Origin of the sequence: Streptomyces sp. NPDC006283, assembly GCF_040613325.1 — a bacterium.
In the GTDB taxonomy this organism is placed as follows: Bacteria; Actinomycetota; Actinomycetes; order Streptomycetales; family Streptomycetaceae; genus Streptomyces.
Genome location: NZ_JBEXRZ010000122.1, coordinates 1 through 20,793, shown reverse-complemented (window position 1 = coordinate 20,793; position 20,793 = coordinate 1). Strand labels below are relative to the sequence as shown.

Below are 20,793 nucleotides of genomic sequence, written 5' to 3'. Positions count from 1 at the left end.
TCTGACAGGGTCGGTACGAACGGCCCGCTTGGTGTGGAGCGCGCCGGTCAGGGCAGTGTCACAGGAACCGGCGGATGGGCACGACGGCCGCCTCACGGGCGCGCTGTGCCAGGGAACGCCTCTTCCAGCGGTCCGCGGCGATCTTCTCGCTCACGGCGAGGTCCTGCTCGAAGTGCTCGTCGAGCGTCGCGGTGAACTGCTCGTCCAGGACGGCGAGCATGACCTCTTCGTCGTGGTCGAGGGAGCGGCGGTTGAGGTTGGTCGAGCCGATCAGACCCGCGATCCCGTCCATCGTGATGACCTTGGCGTGCATCATCGTCGGCTGGTACTCGTAGATCTTCACGCCGCAGTGGACGAGGTCCTCGTAGAAGCGCCTGCCCGCCAGCCGGCAGACTCGTTTGTCGGTGTGCGGACCCGGCAGCAAAATCTGCACCTCGACGCCGCGGCGTGCGGTGGCGCAGAGCAGTTCGATGAAGTACGGGTCGGGGGCGAAGTATGCCGTCGCCAACCGGACGCGCTCCTCCGCGGACTCGAGCACGACCCTGATCAGGGTCTGCATGTCCTGCCAGCCGAAGCCGGCCGAACCACGCACCACCTGCACGACCGCGTCGCCCTGCGGCCGGTGGTCGACGAAGCGGTCGCGGTCGTCGAAGAGTTCGTCGTGGCATTCGGCCCAGTTCTGGGCGAAGGCCGCGGCGATGCCGTCCACGGCGGGGCCCTTGACCTCGACATGCGAGTCGCGCCACTCGTGCTCGTTGCGCGCGTCGCCGCACCATTCCTCGGCGATGCCCACGCCGCCGGTGAAGGCCACGTGCTCGTCGACGACGAGGACCTTGCGATGGCAGCGGTGGTTCTGCTTCAGCGGTGAGAGGTACAGAGGCTTTCTGAACCAGGCCACGTACACACCCGCCTGCTCCATCGCCGTCAGCTGGTCCTTCTCGATCAGACGGCTTCCGAAGCCGTCCAGCAGCAGCCGCACCCGCACTCCGGCGCGGGCGCGCTCGGCCAGCGCCTCGGCGAATTCACGGGCGATGTCGCCCTTCCAGTACACGAAGGTCATCATGTCGACCGTGCGCCGGGCGGAGCGGATGCCGGTGAGCATCGCGGCGAAGATCTGGTCCCCGTTTCGGAGCGGCGTCAGTGCGTTGCCCTCGGTCGCGGCAATACCTATCAGCCGTTCCAGCCGCCGTCTCATGTGCACCGCGCGGTCGGCCGCAGCCGGCGTGCCCTGGGCCTTCTGCGCAGGAGAGGGGGTCTCGGGCAGGTCCTGTGTGTTCGTCATCCGTCACCTGGGCGGTATCGGCTCGGTGACAGGGTGCGCGCGTGGCCGGATCCGCCCGCGGCCACGCGGCCTGTCACTGTACTGCGGCCTCGGGGAGGCCAGGGGCGCCCGCTCACGACACGTGCACGCCGATGAGGCATGTGTCGTCGTCCGTGTCCGACCTGCTGTGGGTGAGCAGTCTGTCGAGCCGGCGTTCGAGCGAGGCGGCGGGCGCGCCGGCCGTGGCGAGGAGCTGGGTGAGGGACTCGTGGACTCCGGTGTCCCTGCGCTCGACCAGACCGTCCGTGTACATCAGCAGCGTGTCGTCCGGTTCGAGCTGCACCTCTGACTCCTCGTACTGCGCCTCCGCGAGCGCACCGAGGAGCAGGCCGCCGAGGATCGGCAGGGTGTTCGCCTCCCGTCCGCGGACGAGTACCGGTGGCAGGTGGCCCGCCCGCGCCCAGCGCAGGACACGGGTCTCGGGGTCGAAGACGCCGCAGACCGCGGTGGCGGTGACCTGCTCGGTGAGGTGGTGCGCCACGATGTTCAGCCACGAGAGCAGCTGCCCCGGGCCGGCGCCCGTGACGGCGAGGCCCCGCATGGCGTTGCGCAGGACCACCATGCCCGTCGCCGCGTCGATGCCGTGGCCGGCGATGTCCCCGACGCACAGCAGGATCCGTTTGGACGGCAGCACAACGGCGTCGTACCAGTCCCCGCCGACCAGCGACTCCGTCTCCGCGGGCCGGTAGCGCACCGCGACCTGCAGGCCGGGAGCGTCCAGCGGGGCGCGGGACGGCGGCATGATGGCGTGCTGGAGCTGCAGGGCCAGCCGATTGCGCTCGGCCGACTCCTGTTCGGTCTGCGCGAGCTGGTCGCGGGTGGCGGCGAGGGCCACCTCGGTCCAGTGCTGGGACGATATGTCCTGGTACGCACCGCGTACGGCGAGAAGCCGGTCGTCGGCGTCGAGGACCGGCTCGGCGATGACCCGGATGTGGCGCGTGACTCCGTCGGGACGCTGAAGGCGGAACGCCGTCGAGGTGGCACGGCGGTGGTGGAGCACCGCCTGCAGGAACCGGCCGATGGCGACGGCGTCGTCCGGGTGCGCGTGGTCGGCGAGGTCGTGCAGCGGCACGGCGTTGTCACCAACATCGAGTCCGTACAGGGCGAAGAGCTGGCTGTTCCAGGTGATCTCGCCGGTCACGAGGTTCTCCTCGAAGCCGCCGATGCGGCCGAGGCGCTGCGCGTGCTGGAGCAGGCTGGCGAGGCGCGCCGTCTCGTCCTCGATGCGCCAGATGAGGAGGACGCTGCCGCCGTGCCGGCTGATGCTGAGGTCGGCGACGGAGGGCAGCGGCACTTGGTCGACGAGGGCGGTCAGCGTCATCCGCCGGGCGCGGAACGGCTCGCCGGTGGCGTAGACGCGTTCGATCTTCTCGAAGAGCTCGCTGTCGTCCGCGGCCGTCGGGTATGCCTCCAGCAGCAGCGCTCCGTTGACGGCGCCGCGGACGCGTCCCGCCGGGTCGATGAAGCGGCTGTTCGCGTGGCGGATACGGAAGTCGACGAGGTGGCCTTCGGCGTCGAGGTGCGGCGTGAGGACCAGCGCGGGGTCGTACAGGCCGTCGACCAGGTCGACCAGTTCGGAGACATCGGCGAGTTCGCCGCCGGCCGGGTGGTGCCCGGCTCCGTCGGGGTGGCTTTCCAGGGTGTGGGCGCACAGCTCGGCCAGCGCTTCCAACTGCCGCTCGACGGCAGGCGACTGGGGCGCGAGCGGCTGGGGCCAGCAGATCTCCAGCACCCCGTGCACACGACCGCCGGTCCCGGCCGGCAGCGCGACACGTCCGCCCTCGGGTGTCTGGGTACGTCCGATGGAAGGGACTTCGTCGTCGGCGAAGGAACGGATCCGCACGGTGTGCGGCCCGCTCAGCGCCTGGCGGGCGACGGTCGCCACACCGGGGGGTACGTAGCGCCAGCGCGCCGCCTCGTCGGAGCTGAACCCGGCGTGACCGCAGAGGGTGAGCGAGGCGTCCGAGCCCGCCGTCCAGACGGCCACGGCCGTGGCCCCGAGCGGGGCCAGCGCGTGTTCGAGCAGGGATTCGGCGACGGCCTGGGTGTCGCTTGCGGCCAGCGCGGCGCTCTCCGCGGTGCGCAGACGTACGGCGACGGACGCGTCGCCGTCCTCCTCCGGCCCGGCTTCGCCGTTGGTGCGCCGTACGAAGTCGTCGGCCACTTCGGCGACACGGTCCTGGGCCGCCTGGTTGATGATGTCAGCGGCCAGCGCCAGCTGGGACAGGCCGGCCTGCTCGGCGAGTTCGGAGAGCTGACGCGCCGCCTGCGCGGGCCCGCAGCGAAGCCGCTCGATCATCACGCCCTTGGCGAGTTCGATCAGTGCGCGGCCGTCCGCGGCGGCGTGTGCCGCCCGCACTTCCCCGCGGAGCCGTTCGACCGTGGCGGCAAGCCGGCCGACGGTCGAGGTGTGACCCGGGAGGGTGTCCTGCGGAGCGGCGCCCGGCGCGGGAACGGCTCCCGGCACCGGAGCGGGCGGCCCGCCGGCACCGGGCGGGAGCACGACGCCGGGGGTGTGGACGACCGTCACCCTGGAGAGCTGCGGCTGCCGTCCGGAGTCGGAGGGCAGCACCTCGTCCCCGGTGGGGTCTCCGCGGTGTTCAGGAGCACTCAAGGCGCTGACTCCTCGATGGGATGCTGCGTGATGGGGGAGGACACCGGACAGGTGCCCGTCGTGGTCCGGCTCGGAGCGAAGGCTCTAGCGGCCGTCCAGCCAACGGCGGACACAGGCGATGAGGTCACCCGCGTCCACCGGCTTCGTGACGTAGTCGCTGGCGCCGGAGGCAAGGCTCTTCTCCCTGTCTCCGGGCATCGCCTTCGCGGTGACCGCGATGACGGGCAGGTCGGCGTGCGCCGGCATCCGCCTGATCTCCGCCGTCGCCGTGTAGCCGTCCATCTCGGGCATCATCACGTCCATCAGGATCAGGTCGATGTCCGGGTTCTCGGCCAGGGCCTCGATCCCCTTGCGGCCGTTCTCCGCGTGCAGGACCTGGATCCCGTGCAGCTCCAGAATGCCGCTGATCGCGTACAGGTTGCGGGCGTCGTCGTCGACGACCAGAACGGTCCGGCCGTGGAGAGTGCCGTCGAGGTGCTGCGGGGCCTGCGGACGGGGTTCTCCGGCACGGACCAGCGGCACGACGTCGCCCGGCTGTTCGGCGAAGAGGTGCAACGCGATCCGTTCCCGCAGTTCGTCCAGGCTGGAGAGCAGCTCCATCGGCCGCTCCTTCGCACGCGATTGCAGCGCCCGCTCGTGCGCGGCGTCGAGGCGCCGGTTGTTGTGGGCAAGGACGGGCACGGTGCGCAGTGCGGCGTCTCCGTCCATCGCGTCGAGGAAGCGCAGGGCTCCCCCGTCGGCCATGTCGAGTTCGAGGACCACGCAGTGGAACGGCGCGGCGGCGAGGGCCGCGGCGGCTTCCTGCGGCCCGACCGCCGCGATGACCTCTATGTCCTCGCGGTCGCTCCCGCCTCCCGCCGCGAGTTCGGCCACCGCGCTCTCCGCGACGAGGGACAGCAGCCCGTGCGGCCGTTCCTCGATGACGAGCAGCCTGCGCGGCTGTCGTGGCGGTCCGGCGGTCGTGGCCGCGGGGCGCTGCCCGTCGGCGGTCAGCGGCGCGGACGCGTCACGGACGGGGGCGGCCGGGACGCCGGCCGTCTCCTCCTGGAAGTCGGTGCGGGCGACGGGCAGGTACAGGGTGAAGGTGCTGCCCTTGCCCGGCGTGCTCTCCACGGTGAGGGCGCCGCCGAGCAGATGCGCGATCTCCCGGCTGATCGACAGGCCCAGTCCGGTGCCTCCGTACTTGCGGCTGGTGGTGCCGTCCGCCTGCTGGAAGGCGCCGAAGATGGCCTCGCGCTGCTGCTCGGCGATGCCGATCCCGGTGTCCTTGACCCGGAACGCCACGACGTCGCCGCCGCGCTGCACGGGGCGGGGCAGGTCGCCGTCACCGGCCGGCTCGATGCGCAGTTCCACGCTGCCGCGTTCGGTGAACTTGACCGCGTTGGAGATCAGGTTCCGCAGCACCTGCCGGAGCCGGGAGTCGTCCGTCAGGACGTCGCCCGGTACGCCGGGCGCGGTGGTGATGGTGAACTGGAGGTTCTTCTGGGCGGTGAGGGGCCGGAAGGTCGCCTCGACGTAGTCGAGCAGCTGCCGCAGCGCGACGCGCTCCGGGTTCACATCCATCTTTCCGGCCTCGACCTTCGAGAGGTCGAGGATGTCGTTGATCAGCTGGAGCAGATCGGAGCCCGCGGAGTGGATGATGCCGGCGTACTCGACCTGCTTTGCGGTCAGGTTCCGGGTCGGGTTCTGGGCCAGCAACTGGGCGAGGATCAGCAGGCTGTTGAGCGGGGTGCGCAGCTCGTGGCTCATGTTGGCCAGGAACTCGGACTTGTACTTGGACGCGAGCGACAGCTGCTGGGCACGGTCCTCCAGCTCCTGCCGTGCCTGCTCGATCTCCAGGTTCTTGGTCTCGATGTCGCTGTTCTGGGCGGCCAGCAGGGCGGCCTTCTCCTCCAGTTCGGCGTTGGAGCGCTGTAGTTCGTCCTGCTGGACCTGCAGTTGCTCGGAGCGCGACTGGAGTTCGGCGGCGAGCCGCTGCGATTCACCCAGCAGTTCGTCGGTGCGGGCGCTGGCGACGATGGTGTTGACGTTGACTCCCACCGTCTCCATCAGCTGCTCGAGGAAGTCCCGGTGCACAGGGGTGAACGCGGTGAAGGAGGCCAGCTCGATGACGCCGAGAACCTGGTCGTCCACGCAGATCGGCAGCACGATCAGGCTGCCCGGCGTGGTGCTTCCGAGCCCGGACGAGATCCGGATGTAGTCCCCGGGCACACCGTCGGCGGCGATCACACGCCGGCTGCGGGCCGCCTGCCCCACCAGGGACTCGCCCAGCTTGAACCGGTCGTGGCCGGCGTCGTCCGCCGGGCGCCCGTAGGAGCCGACGAGCCTCAGTTCGGTGCCTGAAGGCGTCTCCTCCGCGAGGTAGAACGCACCGTACTGGGCGGCGACGAGCGGGGTGAGTTCGTCCATGACGAGCTCGGCGACCACGGCCAGGTCCCGGTGGCCCTGCATGAGTTCGGAGATCCGGGCGAGGCTCGACTTCAGCCAGTCCTGTTCCTGGTTGGCCCGCGTCGTCTCACGCAGGGACTCGACCATGGAGTTGATGTTGTCCTTGAGTTCGGCGACCTCGCCGGAGGCGTCGACGGTGATCGACCGGGTCAGATCGCCCTCCGCGACGGCGCTGGCGACCTCGGCGATGGCCCGCACCTGACGGGTGAGGTTGCCGGCCAGTTCGTTGACGTTCTGGGTGAGGCGCTTCCAGGTGCCGGAGACGCCTTCGACCTCGGCCTGCCCACCGAGCCGGCCCTCGCTGCCGACCTCGCGGGCGACGCGGGTCACCTCGGCAGCGAAGGAGGAGAGCTGATCGACCATCGTGTTGATGGTCGTCTTCAGCTCCAGGATCTCGCCACGCGCGTCGACGTCGATCTTCTTGGACAGGTCTCCGTTGGCGACGGCGGTGGTGACCAGGGCGATGTTGCGGACCTGGCCGGTCAGGTTGTTCGCCATGGAGTTGACGTTGTCGGTCAGGTCCTTCCAGGTGCCGGCGACGTTGGGCACCCGGGCCTGGCCGCCGAGACGTCCTTCGGTGCCGACCTCGCGGGCGACGCGGGTCACCTCGTCGGCGAACGAGGAGAGCTGATCGACCATCGTGTTGATGGTGTTCTTCAGCTCCAGGATCTCGCCCCGCGCGTCCACGTCGATCTTCTGCGACAGATCGCCCCTGGCGACCGCCGTGGCGACATGGGCGATGGAACGCACCTGGGCCGTGAGGTTGCCCGCCATGGAGTTCACGGAGTCGGTCAGGTCGCGCCAGGTGCCGGAGACGCCCTTGACGTCGGCCTGGCCACCGAGGATCCCTTCGGTGCCTACGTCCCGCGCCATGCGCGTCACCTCGTCGGCGAACGAGGAGAGCTGATCGACCATCGTGTTGATGGTGTTCTTCAGCTCCAGGATCTCGCCCCGCGCGTCCACGTCGATCTTCTGCGACAGATCGCCCCTGGCGACCGCCGTGGCGACATGGGCGATGTCACGGACCTGGGTGGTGAGGTTGCCCGCCATCGCGTTGACGGAATCGGTCAGGTCCGCCCAGGTGCCGGAGACACCCGGGACCTCGGCCTGACCGCCCAGGGTTCCCTCGGTTCCGACTTCGCGGGCGACCCGGGTCACTTCGGAGGTGAACAGCGAGAGCTGGTCCACCATGCCGTTGAACACACCGGCGATCTCGCCCAGCAGGCCGTCCGCCTCGTCCGGCAGCCGGGTGCCGAAGTCGCCGTCGCGCACGGCGGTGAGCCCGGCCAGCAACTGGCGCAGTTCCGGCTCCGCCACCCTGCCCACCGCGCGCGCACGCGACCGCGGCACCGGACGCGAACTCTCGACCGTCGTATCAGCCATGACCATCCTCAAGCCTCGACACGTCGGCATGACCGTTGTCATACGACAAATTACGAGGCAGAGTACCCCGGCTCAGCTCGCGGAGGAAACGTCAGCTTTCGGCGGCCTTGGCGCGCCGGCGGGACACACGGCGCTTGAGCGCGCGGCGCTCGGTCTCGTCCAGTCCGCCCCACACCCCGGAGTCCTGGCCGACTTCCATGGCCCACTCGAGACACTTCTCGGCCACCGGGCACCGCCGGCATACGGCTTTCGCCTCCTTGGCCTGCATCAGCGCCGGCCCTGTGGTGCCGATGGGAAAGAACAGCTCCGGGTCCTCGTCACGGCAGGCCGCGTCATTCCGCCAGTTCCTCATGGTGCGGTCACCCTTCCCTTCTCTCGAATTTCCCGGTCCCACGCCCGCGCTCCGCGGGCGTCCCTTCCGACTCACCGATGAGGCCGGGCTCAAACTACCGACGGCCCGAACTCACCTATTCGAAAGGGCGATTCCCGTCGTCCACGGGCAACCGAGCCGACGAAGTGCGGAAACTGTGCGTATTCCGTGTACACGAGATGCCTGCGAGTTCCGCGCACTTCCGGAGCCTCGGCGCCGTCGTGCGCCCGTCTCCTCGGGAGGCGCCTTTGATCGTTCGAAGCCAACTTCCGTTTCACTGAACGGAGTTGTTCCCCCACGAACGCCACCGTGCTCGGAGACCCCGCCTGGGATCGAGGAGATTCAGGCGCAGTGCGGGGCCGCGGCCGAGCCGCAGGACCAGCTGGCACGCACGGTCTTGCCGCTCGACCGCTCCAGCACCTCGACATCGCCGGCCAGCAGCTGGACGATGTGCCAGCCCCGGCCTCCTGTCGCGTCGAAGTCGGCGGGCCGCTCCACGGGAGCGGTCCAGTCGGCGTCGTCGATGTCCACGACCAGCCGGTTCCGGTACACCTCGACCCTCAGTCGCCACCAGCCGACGGTGTGCTTGACCGCGTTGGTCACCAGCTCGGACACCACGAGGACCACGTCGTCCACATCAGCGTGCGGGCACGCTCGGCCCACATATTCCGAAGTGGCGCGACGTGCGTCGCCGATGTCCGCTTCAGCTGAAGTAACGATCATCACGTGGTGCCTCCTTCTCGGTGTCAATTCGCGACGCGTCTCTGCCTCCATTCGGCTTCCCCGGTTTCGCGGAGTGACACCACGCACGAATTCCGTCACCAAGCCCACGGGTCGGGGAGGCCGACGACGTTCGACGCGATCCTGGTGCGCTCCGGGCGAGAGCCCGCACGAAGGCCTTCAGGCATGGCAAGCCCGGCCCAAGGCACCATGGAGACCTTCGGTGGAAAGATAGGGTGTTGTGCGGCTGACCGGCCGATAATGTCTGATGCGGAGTGTCATCCCCTATGGACGCGAAACCCGCTGCTTCCCATGAGCGGCAGAAGGAGACCGCTCGTGCTGCCCGAGAACTCATCGAGCTGCTCGAAGTGCTGTGGGAACGTGGCAGGGACATGGTGTCCTCGACCCCCGTGTCGGCGTCACAGCTCCGCGTGCTGTACAGCCTGGACCGCGAGGAGGGGATCAACCTCCGCACCCTGGGCGAGGTCCTCGGATCGACTCCGCCGTCGGTCAGCCGCCTGTGCGACCGCCTGGAAGCCCTCGGGTTCGTCCAGCGGCTCCCCAGTCCGGTCAGCCGACGGGAGCTGGAACTGCACCTGACCGCCCGCGGCAAGGCCTACCTGCGCGACCTGAGGGCCCAGCGGCAGGAGGCACTTCTGGCGGTGGTGGCCGGCATGCCGCCTTCGGGGCGCAACGCCCTGCTGAAGGGCCTCACCAGTTTCCAGGACGCGCTGGGCGGAGCGGGACTCGGCGCCGCACAACGCAACTCCTCGCCCAAGGACGCCCGTTCGGCGTGATCCGGCTCCCCGGTTCACGTGCCGGCGCCCGCCCGGCCCCGAAAGGCCCTAGGTCAGCATGTCTTTGCGCAGCTTCGCGAGCGTGCGGCTGAGGAGCCGTGAGACCTGCATCTGGGAGATGCCCAGCCTCGCCCCGATCTCCGACTGCTTCAGCTCGTCGCCGAAACGGAGCTGCAGGATAAGACGGTCCCGCTCGCCGAGTTCTTCGAGCAAGGGCTTGAGCGCCTGCAGGTCCTCGACGAGATCCAGAGCCGGGTCGATGTCTCCGAAGCGGTCGGCGATGGAGCCCTCGCCGTTGTCACCACCCTCGGTGCTGGGCACGTCGAAGGAGCCGGCCACATAGCCGTTCATGGCGATGAGGCCTTCGGAGACCTCTTCGACCGGCAGGCCCATGTGCTCGGCCAGTTCCGATGCCGTGGGTGAGCGGTGCAGCGTGCCGGACAGCTCGTTGGACGCCTGCACCAGCTCCAGCCGCAGCTCCTGGAGCCGCCGGGGCACGTGTACTGCCCAGCTCGTGTCCCGGAAGAACCGCTTGATCTCGCCCAGGATGTACGGGACGGCGAACGTCGCGAACTCGACCTCGCGACTGAGGTCGAACCGGTCGATGGCCTTGATGAGGCCGATCGTGCCCACCTGGACGACGTCCTCGTCGGGCTCCGCCCGGTTTCGGAAGCGGCGCGCGACGTACCTGACCAGCGAGATGTTCATCTCGATCAAGGTGTTGCGCGCGTACTGGTACTCCGGCGTGCCTTCCTCGAGCTGTCGCAGCCTGTCGAAGAACAGCTTCGAGAGCGACCGGGCGTCCGCAGTGGCCATCCCGGAGGCGTCGTCGACGCGTGGCAGCCGGTCGGCGCCCGGGCCGTCGGCAGGAGAGGTCTCGTCCAGGTCCATCGGCTGCTCCACTGTCGCTGCTGCCACCGTGGCCATGACGCCTCCCTAAGTGTTGGGCGCACGCGCCCGCGGCTCACCGTCGCGGACCCTTCTTCCCCCACAACAGTTGCCCTAACGCAAGAATTGGTCAAGCCGGGACGGCGGGACCCCGCGGCGAGGCTCCCGGCGGAACTCGCAGACAAGCCCCCCGGCGGATCCTCGCCGGGAGCCCCGGCGCAAATACGGTCACTCCCGGGTGGGTACACACAAAGGACATACGGTTGCGTCCGGATCCGATGCGGAGTGTGCAGGTATGACGACCAGTCCCGCCCCCCGTCCGCAGCGCTCCACCGAAGCCGCGCGAGCCGCCTGCCAGGTCGTCGAACTCCTCGGGGTCCTGTGGGAGCGGGGCCGGGACACGGCCGCCCCGTCGACCGTCTCCGCGTCCCAGCTGCGTGTGATGTACAGCCTGGAGCACGACGAGGGAATCAATCTCCGCAGGCTCGGCCATCTGCTGGGTGCCGCCCCGTCGTCCGTCAGCCGCCTCTGCGACCGCCTCGAGGCACTGGGTTTCGTAGAGCGCACCCCCAGCCCGGTGAGCCGGCGTGAGCTGACCCTGCGTCTGACCCAGCGCGGAAAGTCCCACCTGGCCGAGCTGCGGTCGCGGCGCGAGGAGATGCTGCTGGCGCCGATCGGCGCCATGACGCCCGCGGCGCGCAGCGCACTGCTCGAAGGCCTGCACGACTTCCGTGACGCCCTCCGGGCGACGGAGCAGGTCCGGACCGGCCCGGCCCGGGCGGACCCGGACCGGGAGCACGGCCCATCGACCCGTTCGTCGCGCTCCGCCTGAATGCTGCGCCGGAACGCTCCTGGGACGGACGGACCGCGACAGCCACCGGCGGCCTCCCGTCAGCGCGCCCGCGCGCTCGGCGCACCGGCGTCCACGTCGCCCTCCCGCCCGTACCAGTCGAGGCACACGACCAGCGCGTCGTCGTCCAGCGGGGGTTCACCGTGGTGCTGGGCGAGTTCACGCAGCACGGCGCCCGGCACCTGGGTCGGCGGCAGCAGCCTCGTGGCCATGAGCGAACGCGCCAGCGCCCTCTGCCCGTACGCCTCCCCCGCCGGGGACGACGCTTCGTACACACCGTCGCTCCCGACAAGGAGGCGGTCACCGGGCAGCACCGTGAAGCGCTCGGCGACGTAGACGGTGTCCTCGAACATTCCCAACGGCAGCTGGGCGTCGAAGGCGAAGGACTCCACCGAGCGCTCACGCAACCGCCACATGCGGGGCGAGCCCGCGTCCACCGTCTCCAACTCACCGGTGTCGAGGTCGAAACGCAACAGCAGGACGGACACGTGCGCGCTGCCGCGGTACTGGGCGTAGACGGCCTGGCCCGCCAGCTCGGCCTGACCGGCGAGATCGACACCGGCGCGTCGGGCATTGCGCAGCGCGTTGACAGCGAGGTTCGTCAGCAGCGCCGCTTCTATCCCCTCCCCCATGCCGTTGGTGACGGTCAGCGTCAGATGGTCGGCGGAGGCCGACCAGTCGTAGTTGTCACCGAAGATCGCATAGGCGGGCTCGAGGTGGGCACCGATGGCGAACTCCCGGCGTGCGCAGGAATGCCCGGGCAGCAGTTGCCACTGCATCTCCGCCGCGAGCGTCAGCCGGGCGGCCCGGCGCGCCAGCACATAGAGGTCCGTGTCGCGCTCGGCGACCAGGATCTCGTGGCCCAGCGCCTCGCAGATGTGCTGAATCTCCCCCTGCTGCGACTGCTCATAGCGGTCCTCCGGCAGCCTTACGGACAGCACGCCCATACGGTCGCCACGGATGGTGACGGGCACATGGACGTCGACCGTGCCGGCGCCGGTCGTCACAGAGGGCTCCTGGGCGCCGAAGGCGCGGCCCTGGGGACTGTTGTGGATCAGCACCGGCTCCGTCGTGCCGGGCACGTTCTCGACGGCCTGCAAGGAGCGCATCCCGTAGTCCGCCAACCGGAGTTCGACGCGCTCGGCGCCGTACTCTTCCGTGAGCGCGACGGTCACCACGCTCAGCAGGGTGTGCGGCGCGGCGCTGCGCAGAGCCCGCTCGACAGCGGCGAATTTGTCCACGTCTCCCCGCTTCTCTCGGCATCGGCCCCACGTGGCCCGGCGTGCCGGGCCACGTCCCTTGATGGCACAGTACGACGGCGCGGGCCGTCGGCAAGTCCGATGATCCGACACAAAATTTGCCGTACGGCAACGATACTGCCCGCAGGTCGGGGTGCATCCCCGCATGGCGAGGGGGCAGGCGCCGACGAGACGCCGGCATGGAGACGAGGGCGAGCAGGCATGGGCACGGCAGTGCACGTTCCGCAGACGCGGGACATGGCGGGCGAGGAGCTGTCGGGCGACGAGGCGTGGGCCGCTCTGCGCCGGTACGGCGGGCGCAAGCTCCTCGTCGACGCCTTCCTCCGCTTCCGCTACGCCGACGGCTTCAGCCACTCCCGGGCCCTCGCGTTCCAGGTCGCACTCGCGATGGTCCCGTTCACCATCGCGCTCGTCGGTCTGGCCACCACTCTTCATACAGAGAGTGCCGGCCGGGCCGTCGAGCTCGTGCTGACCCGCATCGCGCCGGGTGCGAGCTCCGCGCTGATCGAGGACGCCTTGGCGGAGGGGCGCCGCAGCGCGGGCACGGACGTGGCGGGCGCGATCGCCATGTGGCTCGGGCTGGGCTTCGCCACGGTCAACCTGGCATCGGCCATGGCGCAGATCGAGCGCGGCACCAACCGCATCTACGGAATCGAACGCGACCGCCCCTTCCTTCCCAAGTACGGCAGGAGCCTGGTTCTCTCGATGACCGCCGGGGCACCCATGGCGGTCGGCTTCCTCGTGCTCGTGGCCGGGGACACGGTGGCCGAGGCGGTGGTGGACTCGACCGGCATGGCCCCGGGACTGCCCGGATGGTGGCACTGGGTCCAGATCCCCCTCGGTGTCGCCCTTGCCGTGGTCGCCTCCGCGGTGATCTTCCGCTGGTCGCCGCGGCGCACCCAACCGGGATACACCTGGCTGGCGTTCGGCTCCGCCGTCCATCTGGGGCTGTGGATCGCCGCGACCTGGCTGCTGGCCCTCTACGTGGAGCGCAGCGGATCGTTCGGCGCCGTCTACGGCCCCCTGACGGCGTTTGTCGCACTGCTGCTCTGGGCGAACCTCACCGGTATCGCGCTGTTCCTCGGCATGGCGTTCTCGGCCCAGCTCGAGGCCGCGCGGGCGGGGATGACGGCTCCGGTGCATCCCGACCCCGGCCCGGGGGCCTGACCATCCCGGCCCGGAGGCCTGACGACCCTGGGCCGGCAGGGCATCGACCACCCGGCCCGAGCCATGACCAACCCGCCTGCGCCCCGGGCGTTTGCCCTGGTGACGAGCGGGCAACCGGCTCGTAGAAGCTCCCCTCCCTGGAGGCCGACATGATTGTTCTTGGACTCATCCTGCTGGTCATCGGTGCGGTGGCAGGAATCGGCATCCTCTGGACCATCGGAATCGTTCTGATCGCCGTCGGAGTGATCCTTTGGGTGGCGGGAGCCCTGGGTCACGCCGTGGGTGGCCGTAAGCACTACTGGTGACCAAGCGCGCCGCGCGCGGCTCGATCGAGTGATCTTCCGGGCAGACCGTGACGCCGGCCGGCCTCGCGGTTACGCGTGGCGACATGAATGTTCACACTCACAACGTCCGGCTCCGAGCCGCGCTGACCGCCTGCACCGTCGTCAGCGCGGCTCTGCTGCTGACCGCCTGCGGAAGTGACAAGGGAACACAGGTCAACGCCGCGGGCCAGACCCCGACGGCGACCCCGACATACACCTCGACCGCGAGCCCCACCGAGCCCGCGTCACCCACCAGCACGGCGACCCGCCTCACCGACGACCAGGCGGAGCGCCAGGGCCTGATCCCGGCGACCAAGGTCACCTGGGACAAGGCGGCCACCACCGCTACGGGCGAAGTCTCCGGCTCGAAGCTGCTCGAGATCGAGCTGCAACGCCACGAGGGCGGCAGCACCGCCAGTCCCGCACCGAGCCCCGGCGGCCCCGAATGGGAGGCCAAGGTCGCCACCCAGGACGGCACCACTCACACCGTCCTCGTGGACGCGGTCACGGGCAGCGCGGTCCAGTCCGAGGTCGAGCCCGACCAGGACGCCGACGACAAGAGCGAGGTCGCCGACCGTCTCGGCAAGGCCAAGTGGACGGCCCAGCAAGCGGTGAAGGCCGCGACGGACAAGAAGCCGGGCGTCGTCACGACCGTGGAGCTGGACTACGACGACGCGGGCCGGCTCGTCTGGCTGGTCGACGTGGTCGACGAGCAGGACTGGAGCAAGACCACCTACTACGTCGATGCCGCGAACGGCAAGATCCTGAGCGAGCGCGTCGACAAGGACTGATTTCTTCTCGGGTTCGGGCCGGGGCGCGCAGCGCCTCGGCCGCCGGCGCAGCGGAGTTCCACACCGGGGCTACCCGAGGAACGACAGACGTACCCGGCGGTCCGGGTTGTCCTTGTTGGTGTCCACGAGGCACACGGACTGCCAGGTCCCGAGCTCCAGCCGGCCGCCGATCACAGGCAGCGTCGCGTGCGGCGGCACCAGCGCGGGCAGCACGTGGTCCCTGCCGTGGCCGGGGCTGCCGTGGCGGTGCTGCCAACGGTCGTCGGCGGGCAGCAGGGTGTGGAGCGCGGCCAGCAGGTCGTCCTCACTCCCGGCGCCCGTCTCGAGCACGGCGATGCCGGCCGTCGCATGGGGCACAAAAAGATTCAGCAGGCCGTCGGCGCCGCGTGCGTGCTCCCCGAGGAAGCGCTCACAGGCGTGCGTCAGGTCGGTGACCGTCTCCTGTGAGCCGGTGCGGATGGTCAGGGTTGCGGTGGTGAAGGTTCCGGGCATGGGCCCATCCTCCCGTCTGCCGGCCGGCGCAGCTCTGCGGGAAGACCCACGACGCCCTCCCGGTTGGTAGAAGCGTGAACTACCTTGGGGCGCGAGAAGTGGACGTGGTCGTCATCGGTGCGGGGCAGGCCGGCCTGTCGGCCGCCTACCATCTGCGGCGCACCGGCCTGGTACCCGGCCACGACTTCGTGGTGCTGGACCACGCCCCCCGGCCCGGCGGCGCCTGGCAGTTCCGCTGGCCCTCGCTGACGTACGGCAAGGTGCACGGGATGCACGCGCTGCCCGGAATGGAGCTGACCGGGGCGGACGACCGGCGGCCCTCGTCCGAGGTGATCGGCGAGTACTTCACCGCCTACGAAGAGCGGTTCGGGCTGCAGGTGCACCGGCCCGTCGCGGTGAGCGCCGTTCGCGAGGGCGAGGGCGGGCGGCTCGCGGTCGAGACCTCCGAGGGCGTCTGGTCGACCCGAGCCCTGATCAACGCCACCGGCACCTGGGACCGCCCCTTCTGGCCGCGCTACCGCGGTCAGGAGACGTTCCGGGGACGCCAGCTGCACACCGCGGACTACCCGGGGCCCGACGAGTTCGCGGGGCAGCGGGTGATCGTGGTCGGCGGCGGGGCGTCCGGAACGCAGCATCTGATGGAGATCGCCGAGGTCGCCGCGGAGACGACGTGGGTGACCCGGCGGCCGCCGGTCTTCCGTGAGGGACCGTTCGACCAGGACGCCGGGCGGGAGGCGGTCGCACGCGTGGAGGAACGCGTACGACGCGGCCTGCCGCCGCAGAGCGTCGTCTCCGTCACCGGCCTGCCCCTCAACGACGCGATCCGGCGGGCCCGGGAGACGGGCGTCCTGGACCGTTGGCCGATGTTCGACCGGATCACCCCGACGGGAGCGGCTTGGGACGACGGCCGGACGGTGGAGGCCGACGTGATCCTCTGGGCGACCGGTTTCCGCGCGGCGATCGACCATCTCGCCCCTCTCCGGCTGCGCGAGCCGGGCGGCGGGATCCGGGTGGAGGGCACCCGGGCGGTACGGGATGCCCGGGTGCACCTCGTCGGGTACGGGCCTTCGGCCTCGACGATCGGCGCGAACCGGGCGGGGCGGGCAGCCGTACGGGAGATCAGGCGCCTGCTGGACCATGAACCGGCCCTGGTCTGACCGGCGTTCGGCAGCGGCGGGGCGGGCGGCGGTGCTCAGCCGATCGCACGCCGGCCCACCCGGTGATCCCGGGAGTCTGCGGAGGGCGACGCGGCGACGACCGGCGGCACGGTTGCCGGGATCACCGGCCACCGAATCGACGCGAACAAGCGAACGCTCGCGCGGTTGTTCGTCGGAACGTGTGGTCGTAGCCGTTCTGATCGCCCGGGCGCCGCGCGGTGCACGATGCTTACGGTGCGCAAGCGACGGGCTGCAGACCGCGAGTGCGCAGTCCCACATCACCCTGCACAAGGAGAACGCACCACCATGGACCTCATCACCAACCTGCTCGCCGGCGTCGTCCACTTCGTGGGTTGGCTCGTCTGACGATCGTTCACGAAAGGCGCCGCCGGTCCCCGTCCCACGGGAGCGGCGGCGCCGTCGCCCTTTCAGCGGGCGACAGGCGCCGGACGGGCGTCCCTGCGGACCAGAGCGGCATAACGGCCGCCCTGGGCGAGGAGACGCCGGTGGCTGCCGCACTCGGCGATGCGGCCGGCGTCGAGGACGACGATCCGGTCCGCGTCCCTCACGGTGGAGAGCCGGTGGGCGATGGTGATCGTGGTGCGGCCTCGCGAGAGCGCGTCGATCGCCTGCTGCACGGCGTGTTCCGTGCGGGTGTCGAGGGCGCTGGTCGCCTCGTCGAGGATGAGGACCGGTGGGTCCCGCAGGATGGTGCGGGCGATGGCGAGCCGCTGCTTCTCACCGCCGGAGAAGCGGTAGCCCCGCTCGCCGACCAAGGTGTCGTATCCCTCGGGCAGGGAGGCGATGTGGTCGTGGATCTGCGCGGTACGGGCGGCGGCCTCGATCTCCTCGTCCGTGGCGTCGGGCTTGGCGAAGCGCAGATTGTCGGCCACGGAGGCGTGGAAGAGATAGGTCTCCTGGGAGACGACTCCCACGGCCCGCGCAAGCGTGTCGAAGTCCAGGTCCCGCACATCGACGCCGTCGATGGTGACCCGGCCGCCGGTGACGTCGTAGAGCCGCGGCACCAGATAACTGAGCGTGGACTTGCCGGAGCCGGTCGGGCCGACGACGGCGAGCGAGCCGCCGGCGGGCACGGCGATGTCGATGCCGTCGAGAGTCGGCCGCTCCTGCTCGGGGTCGTACGCGAAGTCGACCTTCTCGAAGCGCACTTCACCCCGGATCTTGTCGAGCGCCACCGGGTCCGCCGGCTCGGTGATCTCGACCGGCAGGTCGAGATACTCGAAGATCCGCTGGAACAGGGCGAGCGACGTCTGCACCTGCACTCCGGTCGAGAGCAGGCTCACGGCGGGCCGGAAGAGGCCCTGCTGGAGTGAGACGAAGGCGACCAGCGTGCCGATGGAGATCGCGGGCCCGCCCGTCTGCATCGCGGCGCCGGCGGCCCAGTAGATGAGGGCCGGCATGGCGGCCATGACGATGCCTATCGTCGACATCCGCCACCGCCCGGCCATGCTGGAGCGCACCTCGAGGTCGACCAGGCGCTCCGACTCCCGGGCGAACGACACCGTCAGGGAGTCGGCGCGGCCCATGGTGCGCCCGAGGAGGATGCCGCTGACCGACAGCGACTCGGTGACGGTGGCGGCCATCGCGGCCATCTGCTTCTGGCGCTGCGTGGTGATCCTCTTCCGCTCGCGGCCGACCCGGCGACTGATCCAGACGAACACCGGCAGCAGGAGGAGGGAGACGACGGTGAGCCGCCAGTCCAGCGCCAGCATGGCGACGACGGTGGCGACGACCGAGGTGAGGTTGGAGACCAGGGAAGTGGCCGTCGAGGTCACGGTCGCCTGCATGCCGCCGATGTCGTTGGCGATACGCGACTGGACTTCCCCCGTGCGGGTTCTGGTGAAGAAGGCGAGCGGCATGCGCTGCAGCTGTGCGTAGACCGCGGTGCGCAGATCGTGCATGACACGCTGGCCCACCGTGGTGGAGATCAACGTCTGGAGCACACCGAAGACGCTGGTCATCACCGCGGTGGCGATCATGCCGAGGGCGAGCAGGCTGAGCAGCCCCGTACGCCCCTGGGGGATCGCGGTGTCGAGGATCTCCCGCAGCAGGAACGGCGAGGCGACGGACACCAGGGACGAGGCCCCGACGAGCAGCCCCACGACTGCGAGCCTGCCGCGGTAGGGCCGGAAGAGCCGGAGGATGCGCCGCACTTCCGCAGGCGGCTGGTCGGGGTCCCTGGGCGGTGGTGTCCAGGTGGTGTGGTCGGGACGCAATGCACTCCTTCGGACGGAAAAGGCGCGATCTTGAGGAGCTTAGCTCATTATTACCTGTATTCACAATGAACAACGTCCTGATATTGTTCCCGCATGACCACCTCCGACGCCGACGGCCTGCTGGCCGAGCAGCTCCTGCGGCTGACCCGCCGGCTCCACCGCAGCCAGAAGCGCCAGCTCGAGTCGGCCGACATCGCCATCACCCCCGCGCAGTCCCGGCTGCTGCGCACGGTCGCCCATTACGACCGCCCTCCGCGCATGGCGGATCTGGCGGAGCGGCTCGAGGTGGTTCCGCGCGCGGTGACGAGCCTGGTCGACGGGCTGGAGGCCGGCGGCCGGGTCCGCCGGGTTCCCGATCCGACCAACCGCAGGGTGACCCGGATCGAGCTCACCGACACCGGCCGCGCCACCCTGCGGTCGCTGCGCGACGCGCGCCGCGCGGCGGCGGAGGACGTCCTCGCACCCCTGACGGCCGAGCAGCGCGAGGTCCTCGGCGGCCTGCTCTCCACTCTGGTCGACGGCACGGACCCGCGCTGCTGACGCCCCGTCCACGGCGGCTCCACGGCACCGACCGACGACTCTGACGGCCCGTCCGGCGGCCCGATGACAGGCCCATAAATCGTTTGCCGCCCCTGGGCGAGAGCGCGAGGCTGGTAGTTCTGTGCCGCCCTTCCGAAGACCTGGGACATCATGCAGATTCGCGATCTTCCGTATGTCGACCCCGGTCAACCGGACGTCCGGTCGGGGCCTAGGTTCCTCCTCTGGCTCGGCCGGCATCAACTGCGCGGTCAGCTGCGCTCCCTGTCGTGGGGAATGCTGCACTTCATGTCCGTCATGGCCCTCCCCTACGGGGTCGGCCGCGCCGTCCAGGCGGTCGTGGACAAGTCCGGCAGCGGCCTCGCTCTGGCCGGTGGGATTCTCGCCCTCGCCGCCGTCTGCATCGCCCTCGGTGACACCATGCTCCATCGCACGGCCGTCACCAACTGGATCACGGCGGCGGCGCGGGTCCAGCAGCTGCTCATCCGCAAGACGTCCGAACTGGGCGCCGCGCTCACCCGGAGAGTCGCCGCGGGCGAGGTCGTGGCCGTCTCGACCGGAGACGTGGAGAAGATCGGCTGGTTCGTGGAAGCGGTCTCGCGTTTCCTCGCCGCGGCCCTCACCGTCGCGGCCGTCTGCGTCGGACTGGTGATCTACCAGCCGGCGCTCGGCGTCCTCGTCGCCGTCGGCGTGCCGATTATGGCCCTCGGTGTGCTGCCCCTGCTCCCCCGGGCCACCAGGCTCGCGGACGTCCAGCGGGAGAAGGCGGGCCGGGCCACCGAGCTGGCCTCCGACACGGTGGCCGGTCTGCGGGTGCTGCGCGGCATCGGCGGCGAGGAACTGTTCCTGAAGCGCTACCGCCGCGCCTCGCAGGACGTGCGCACGGCCGCCGTCCGCAGCGCACGCATGTGGTCCCTGATCAGCGCGGTCCAGGTGCTGCTGCCGGGTCTTCTGCTGATCTCGGTCGTCTGGTACGGGCTCGGGCTCGTCGGCGACAACCGGATCGCGGTCGGTGAACTGGTCACCGTGTACAGCGCGGTCATGCTGCTGAGCTATCCGCTGCGGCACTTCGAGGAGATCGCCATGGCGTACTCCTTCTCCCGTCCGTCCGCACGGCGGGCGGCCAGGGTGCTGGCGCTGCAGCGTGCGTCCGGCGGTCACCCGGCCCAGGCAGCGGGCGCGGCCGACGGGCCGCTCACCGGCGACCTCTACGACCCGGCGACCGGGCTCCTGGCCCCGGCAGGAACGCTCACCGCGGTCGTCTGCGGTGACCCCGACGCCGCAGGCCGCCTCGCCGAACGGCTCGGCGGCCACCCCACGGAGCCGGAGGGCCTGCCGTCCGTGCTTCTCGGTGGTGTGGCACTGGACGAGCAGCCGCTCGCCGCGGCCCGTGGCGCCGTCCTCGTCCAGGACAAGGACCCCGTCCTGCTGTCGGGGAC

The 20,793-nt window shown here is 70.3% G+C and carries 17 protein-coding genes; 8 read left to right on the top strand and 9 right to left on the bottom strand.

Annotation, left to right across the window (positions count from 1 at the left end):
* Positions 1–58 precede the first annotated feature (58 nt).
* The 5 genes from ABZ070_RS23405 to ABZ070_RS23385 form a co-directional block, all read right to left on the bottom strand.
* Positions 59–1,195, bottom strand: a complete 1,137-nt coding sequence (locus tag ABZ070_RS23405) for a phospholipase D-like domain-containing protein (RefSeq protein WP_356636882.1) — start codon at positions 1,193–1,195, stop codon at positions 59–61.
* A gap of 199 nt (positions 1,196–1,394) precedes the next feature.
* Positions 1,395–3,788, bottom strand: coding sequence for a SpoIIE family protein phosphatase (locus ABZ070_RS23400; RefSeq protein ID WP_356636880.1), 2,394 nt, complete (start codon positions 3,786–3,788; stop codon positions 1,395–1,397).
* 231 nt (positions 3,789–4,019) lie between these two features.
* Positions 4,020–7,766 carry a HAMP domain-containing protein gene (locus ABZ070_RS23395; RefSeq protein ID WP_356636876.1) on the bottom strand — a complete coding sequence of 1,249 codons (3,747 nt, stop codon included), beginning with the start codon at positions 7,764–7,766 and terminating at the stop codon, positions 4,020–4,022.
* Between the two features lie 91 nt (positions 7,767–7,857).
* Positions 7,858–8,118: a WhiB family transcriptional regulator gene (locus ABZ070_RS23390; protein WP_356636874.1), complete on the bottom strand. Its 261-nt coding sequence runs from the start codon at positions 8,116–8,118 to the stop codon at positions 7,858–7,860.
* 360 nt (positions 8,119–8,478) lie between these two features.
* Positions 8,479–8,859, bottom strand: a complete 381-nt coding sequence (locus tag ABZ070_RS23385) for an ATP-binding protein (protein ID WP_356636872.1) — start codon at positions 8,857–8,859, stop codon at positions 8,479–8,481.
* A gap of 284 nt (positions 8,860–9,143) precedes the next feature.
* Between ABZ070_RS23385 and ABZ070_RS23380 the strand changes: the two genes are divergently transcribed.
* On the top strand, positions 9,144–9,653 hold the full coding sequence (locus ABZ070_RS23380; protein WP_356636870.1) for a MarR family transcriptional regulator: 510 nt from the start codon (positions 9,144–9,146) through the stop codon (positions 9,651–9,653).
* 48 nt (positions 9,654–9,701) lie between these two features.
* Here the strand turns inward: ABZ070_RS23380 and ABZ070_RS23375 are convergent, their stop codons facing one another.
* Entirely contained in the window at positions 9,702–10,544 is an 843-nt protein-coding gene (locus tag ABZ070_RS23375; RefSeq protein ID WP_356636878.1) for a SigB/SigF/SigG family RNA polymerase sigma factor, read from the bottom strand.
* A gap of 292 nt (positions 10,545–10,836) precedes the next feature.
* Between ABZ070_RS23375 and ABZ070_RS23370 the strand changes: the two genes are divergently transcribed.
* The gene (locus ABZ070_RS23370; RefSeq protein ID WP_356636868.1) at positions 10,837–11,373 is read left to right on the top strand and encodes a MarR family transcriptional regulator; all 537 of its coding nucleotides are present in this window, start codon (positions 10,837–10,839) and stop codon (positions 11,371–11,373) included.
* Between the two features lie 59 nt (positions 11,374–11,432).
* On the opposite strand, the gene ABZ070_RS23365 is transcribed toward ABZ070_RS23370, so the two are convergent.
* Entirely contained in the window at positions 11,433–12,632 is a 1,200-nt protein-coding gene (locus tag ABZ070_RS23365; RefSeq protein WP_356636866.1) for a PP2C family protein-serine/threonine phosphatase, read from the bottom strand.
* Between the two features lie 219 nt (positions 12,633–12,851).
* On the opposite strand from ABZ070_RS23365, the gene ABZ070_RS23360 reads away from it, so the two are divergent.
* The 3 genes from ABZ070_RS23360 to ABZ070_RS23350 all read left to right on the top strand — a co-directional run bounded on the left by ABZ070_RS23360 (position 12,852) and on the right by ABZ070_RS23350 (position 14,931).
* Complete coding sequence (locus tag ABZ070_RS23360) at positions 12,852–13,817, top strand: YihY/virulence factor BrkB family protein (RefSeq protein WP_356636864.1); 966 nt, start codon at positions 12,852–12,854, stop codon at positions 13,815–13,817.
* A gap of 149 nt (positions 13,818–13,966) precedes the next feature.
* Positions 13,967–14,122 carry a DUF6131 family protein gene (locus tag ABZ070_RS23355; protein WP_356636862.1) on the top strand — a complete coding sequence of 52 codons (156 nt, stop codon included), beginning with the start codon at positions 13,967–13,969 and terminating at the stop codon, positions 14,120–14,122.
* A gap of 83 nt (positions 14,123–14,205) precedes the next feature.
* Positions 14,206–14,931, top strand: a complete 726-nt coding sequence (locus tag ABZ070_RS23350; protein ID WP_356636860.1) for a PepSY domain-containing protein — start codon at positions 14,206–14,208, stop codon at positions 14,929–14,931.
* Positions 14,932–15,000: 69 nt separating this feature from the next.
* Here the strand turns inward: ABZ070_RS23350 and ABZ070_RS23345 are convergent, their stop codons facing one another.
* Complete coding sequence (locus tag ABZ070_RS23345; protein ID WP_356636858.1) at positions 15,001–15,423, bottom strand: secondary thiamine-phosphate synthase enzyme YjbQ; 423 nt, start codon at positions 15,421–15,423, stop codon at positions 15,001–15,003.
* Positions 15,424–15,497: 74 nt separating this feature from the next.
* Between ABZ070_RS23345 and ABZ070_RS23340 the strand changes: the two genes are divergently transcribed.
* Positions 15,498–16,580, top strand: coding sequence for an FAD-dependent oxidoreductase (locus ABZ070_RS23340; RefSeq protein ID WP_356636856.1), 1,083 nt, complete (start codon positions 15,498–15,500; stop codon positions 16,578–16,580).
* 428 nt (positions 16,581–17,008) lie between these two features.
* On the opposite strand, the gene ABZ070_RS23335 is transcribed toward ABZ070_RS23340, so the two are convergent.
* On the bottom strand, positions 17,009–18,817 hold the full coding sequence (locus ABZ070_RS23335) for an ABC transporter ATP-binding protein (protein WP_356636854.1): 1,809 nt from the start codon (positions 18,815–18,817) through the stop codon (positions 17,009–17,011).
* A 93-nt stretch (positions 18,818–18,910) separates the two neighbouring features.
* On the opposite strand from ABZ070_RS23335, the gene ABZ070_RS23330 reads away from it, so the two are divergent.
* Positions 18,911–19,357, top strand: coding sequence for a MarR family transcriptional regulator (locus tag ABZ070_RS23330; RefSeq protein ID WP_356636852.1), 447 nt, complete (start codon positions 18,911–18,913; stop codon positions 19,355–19,357).
* Between the two features lie 150 nt (positions 19,358–19,507).
* The coding region (locus ABZ070_RS23325) for an ABC transporter ATP-binding protein (RefSeq protein ID WP_356636850.1) at positions 19,508–20,793 on the top strand (1,286 nt) is incomplete at its 3' end.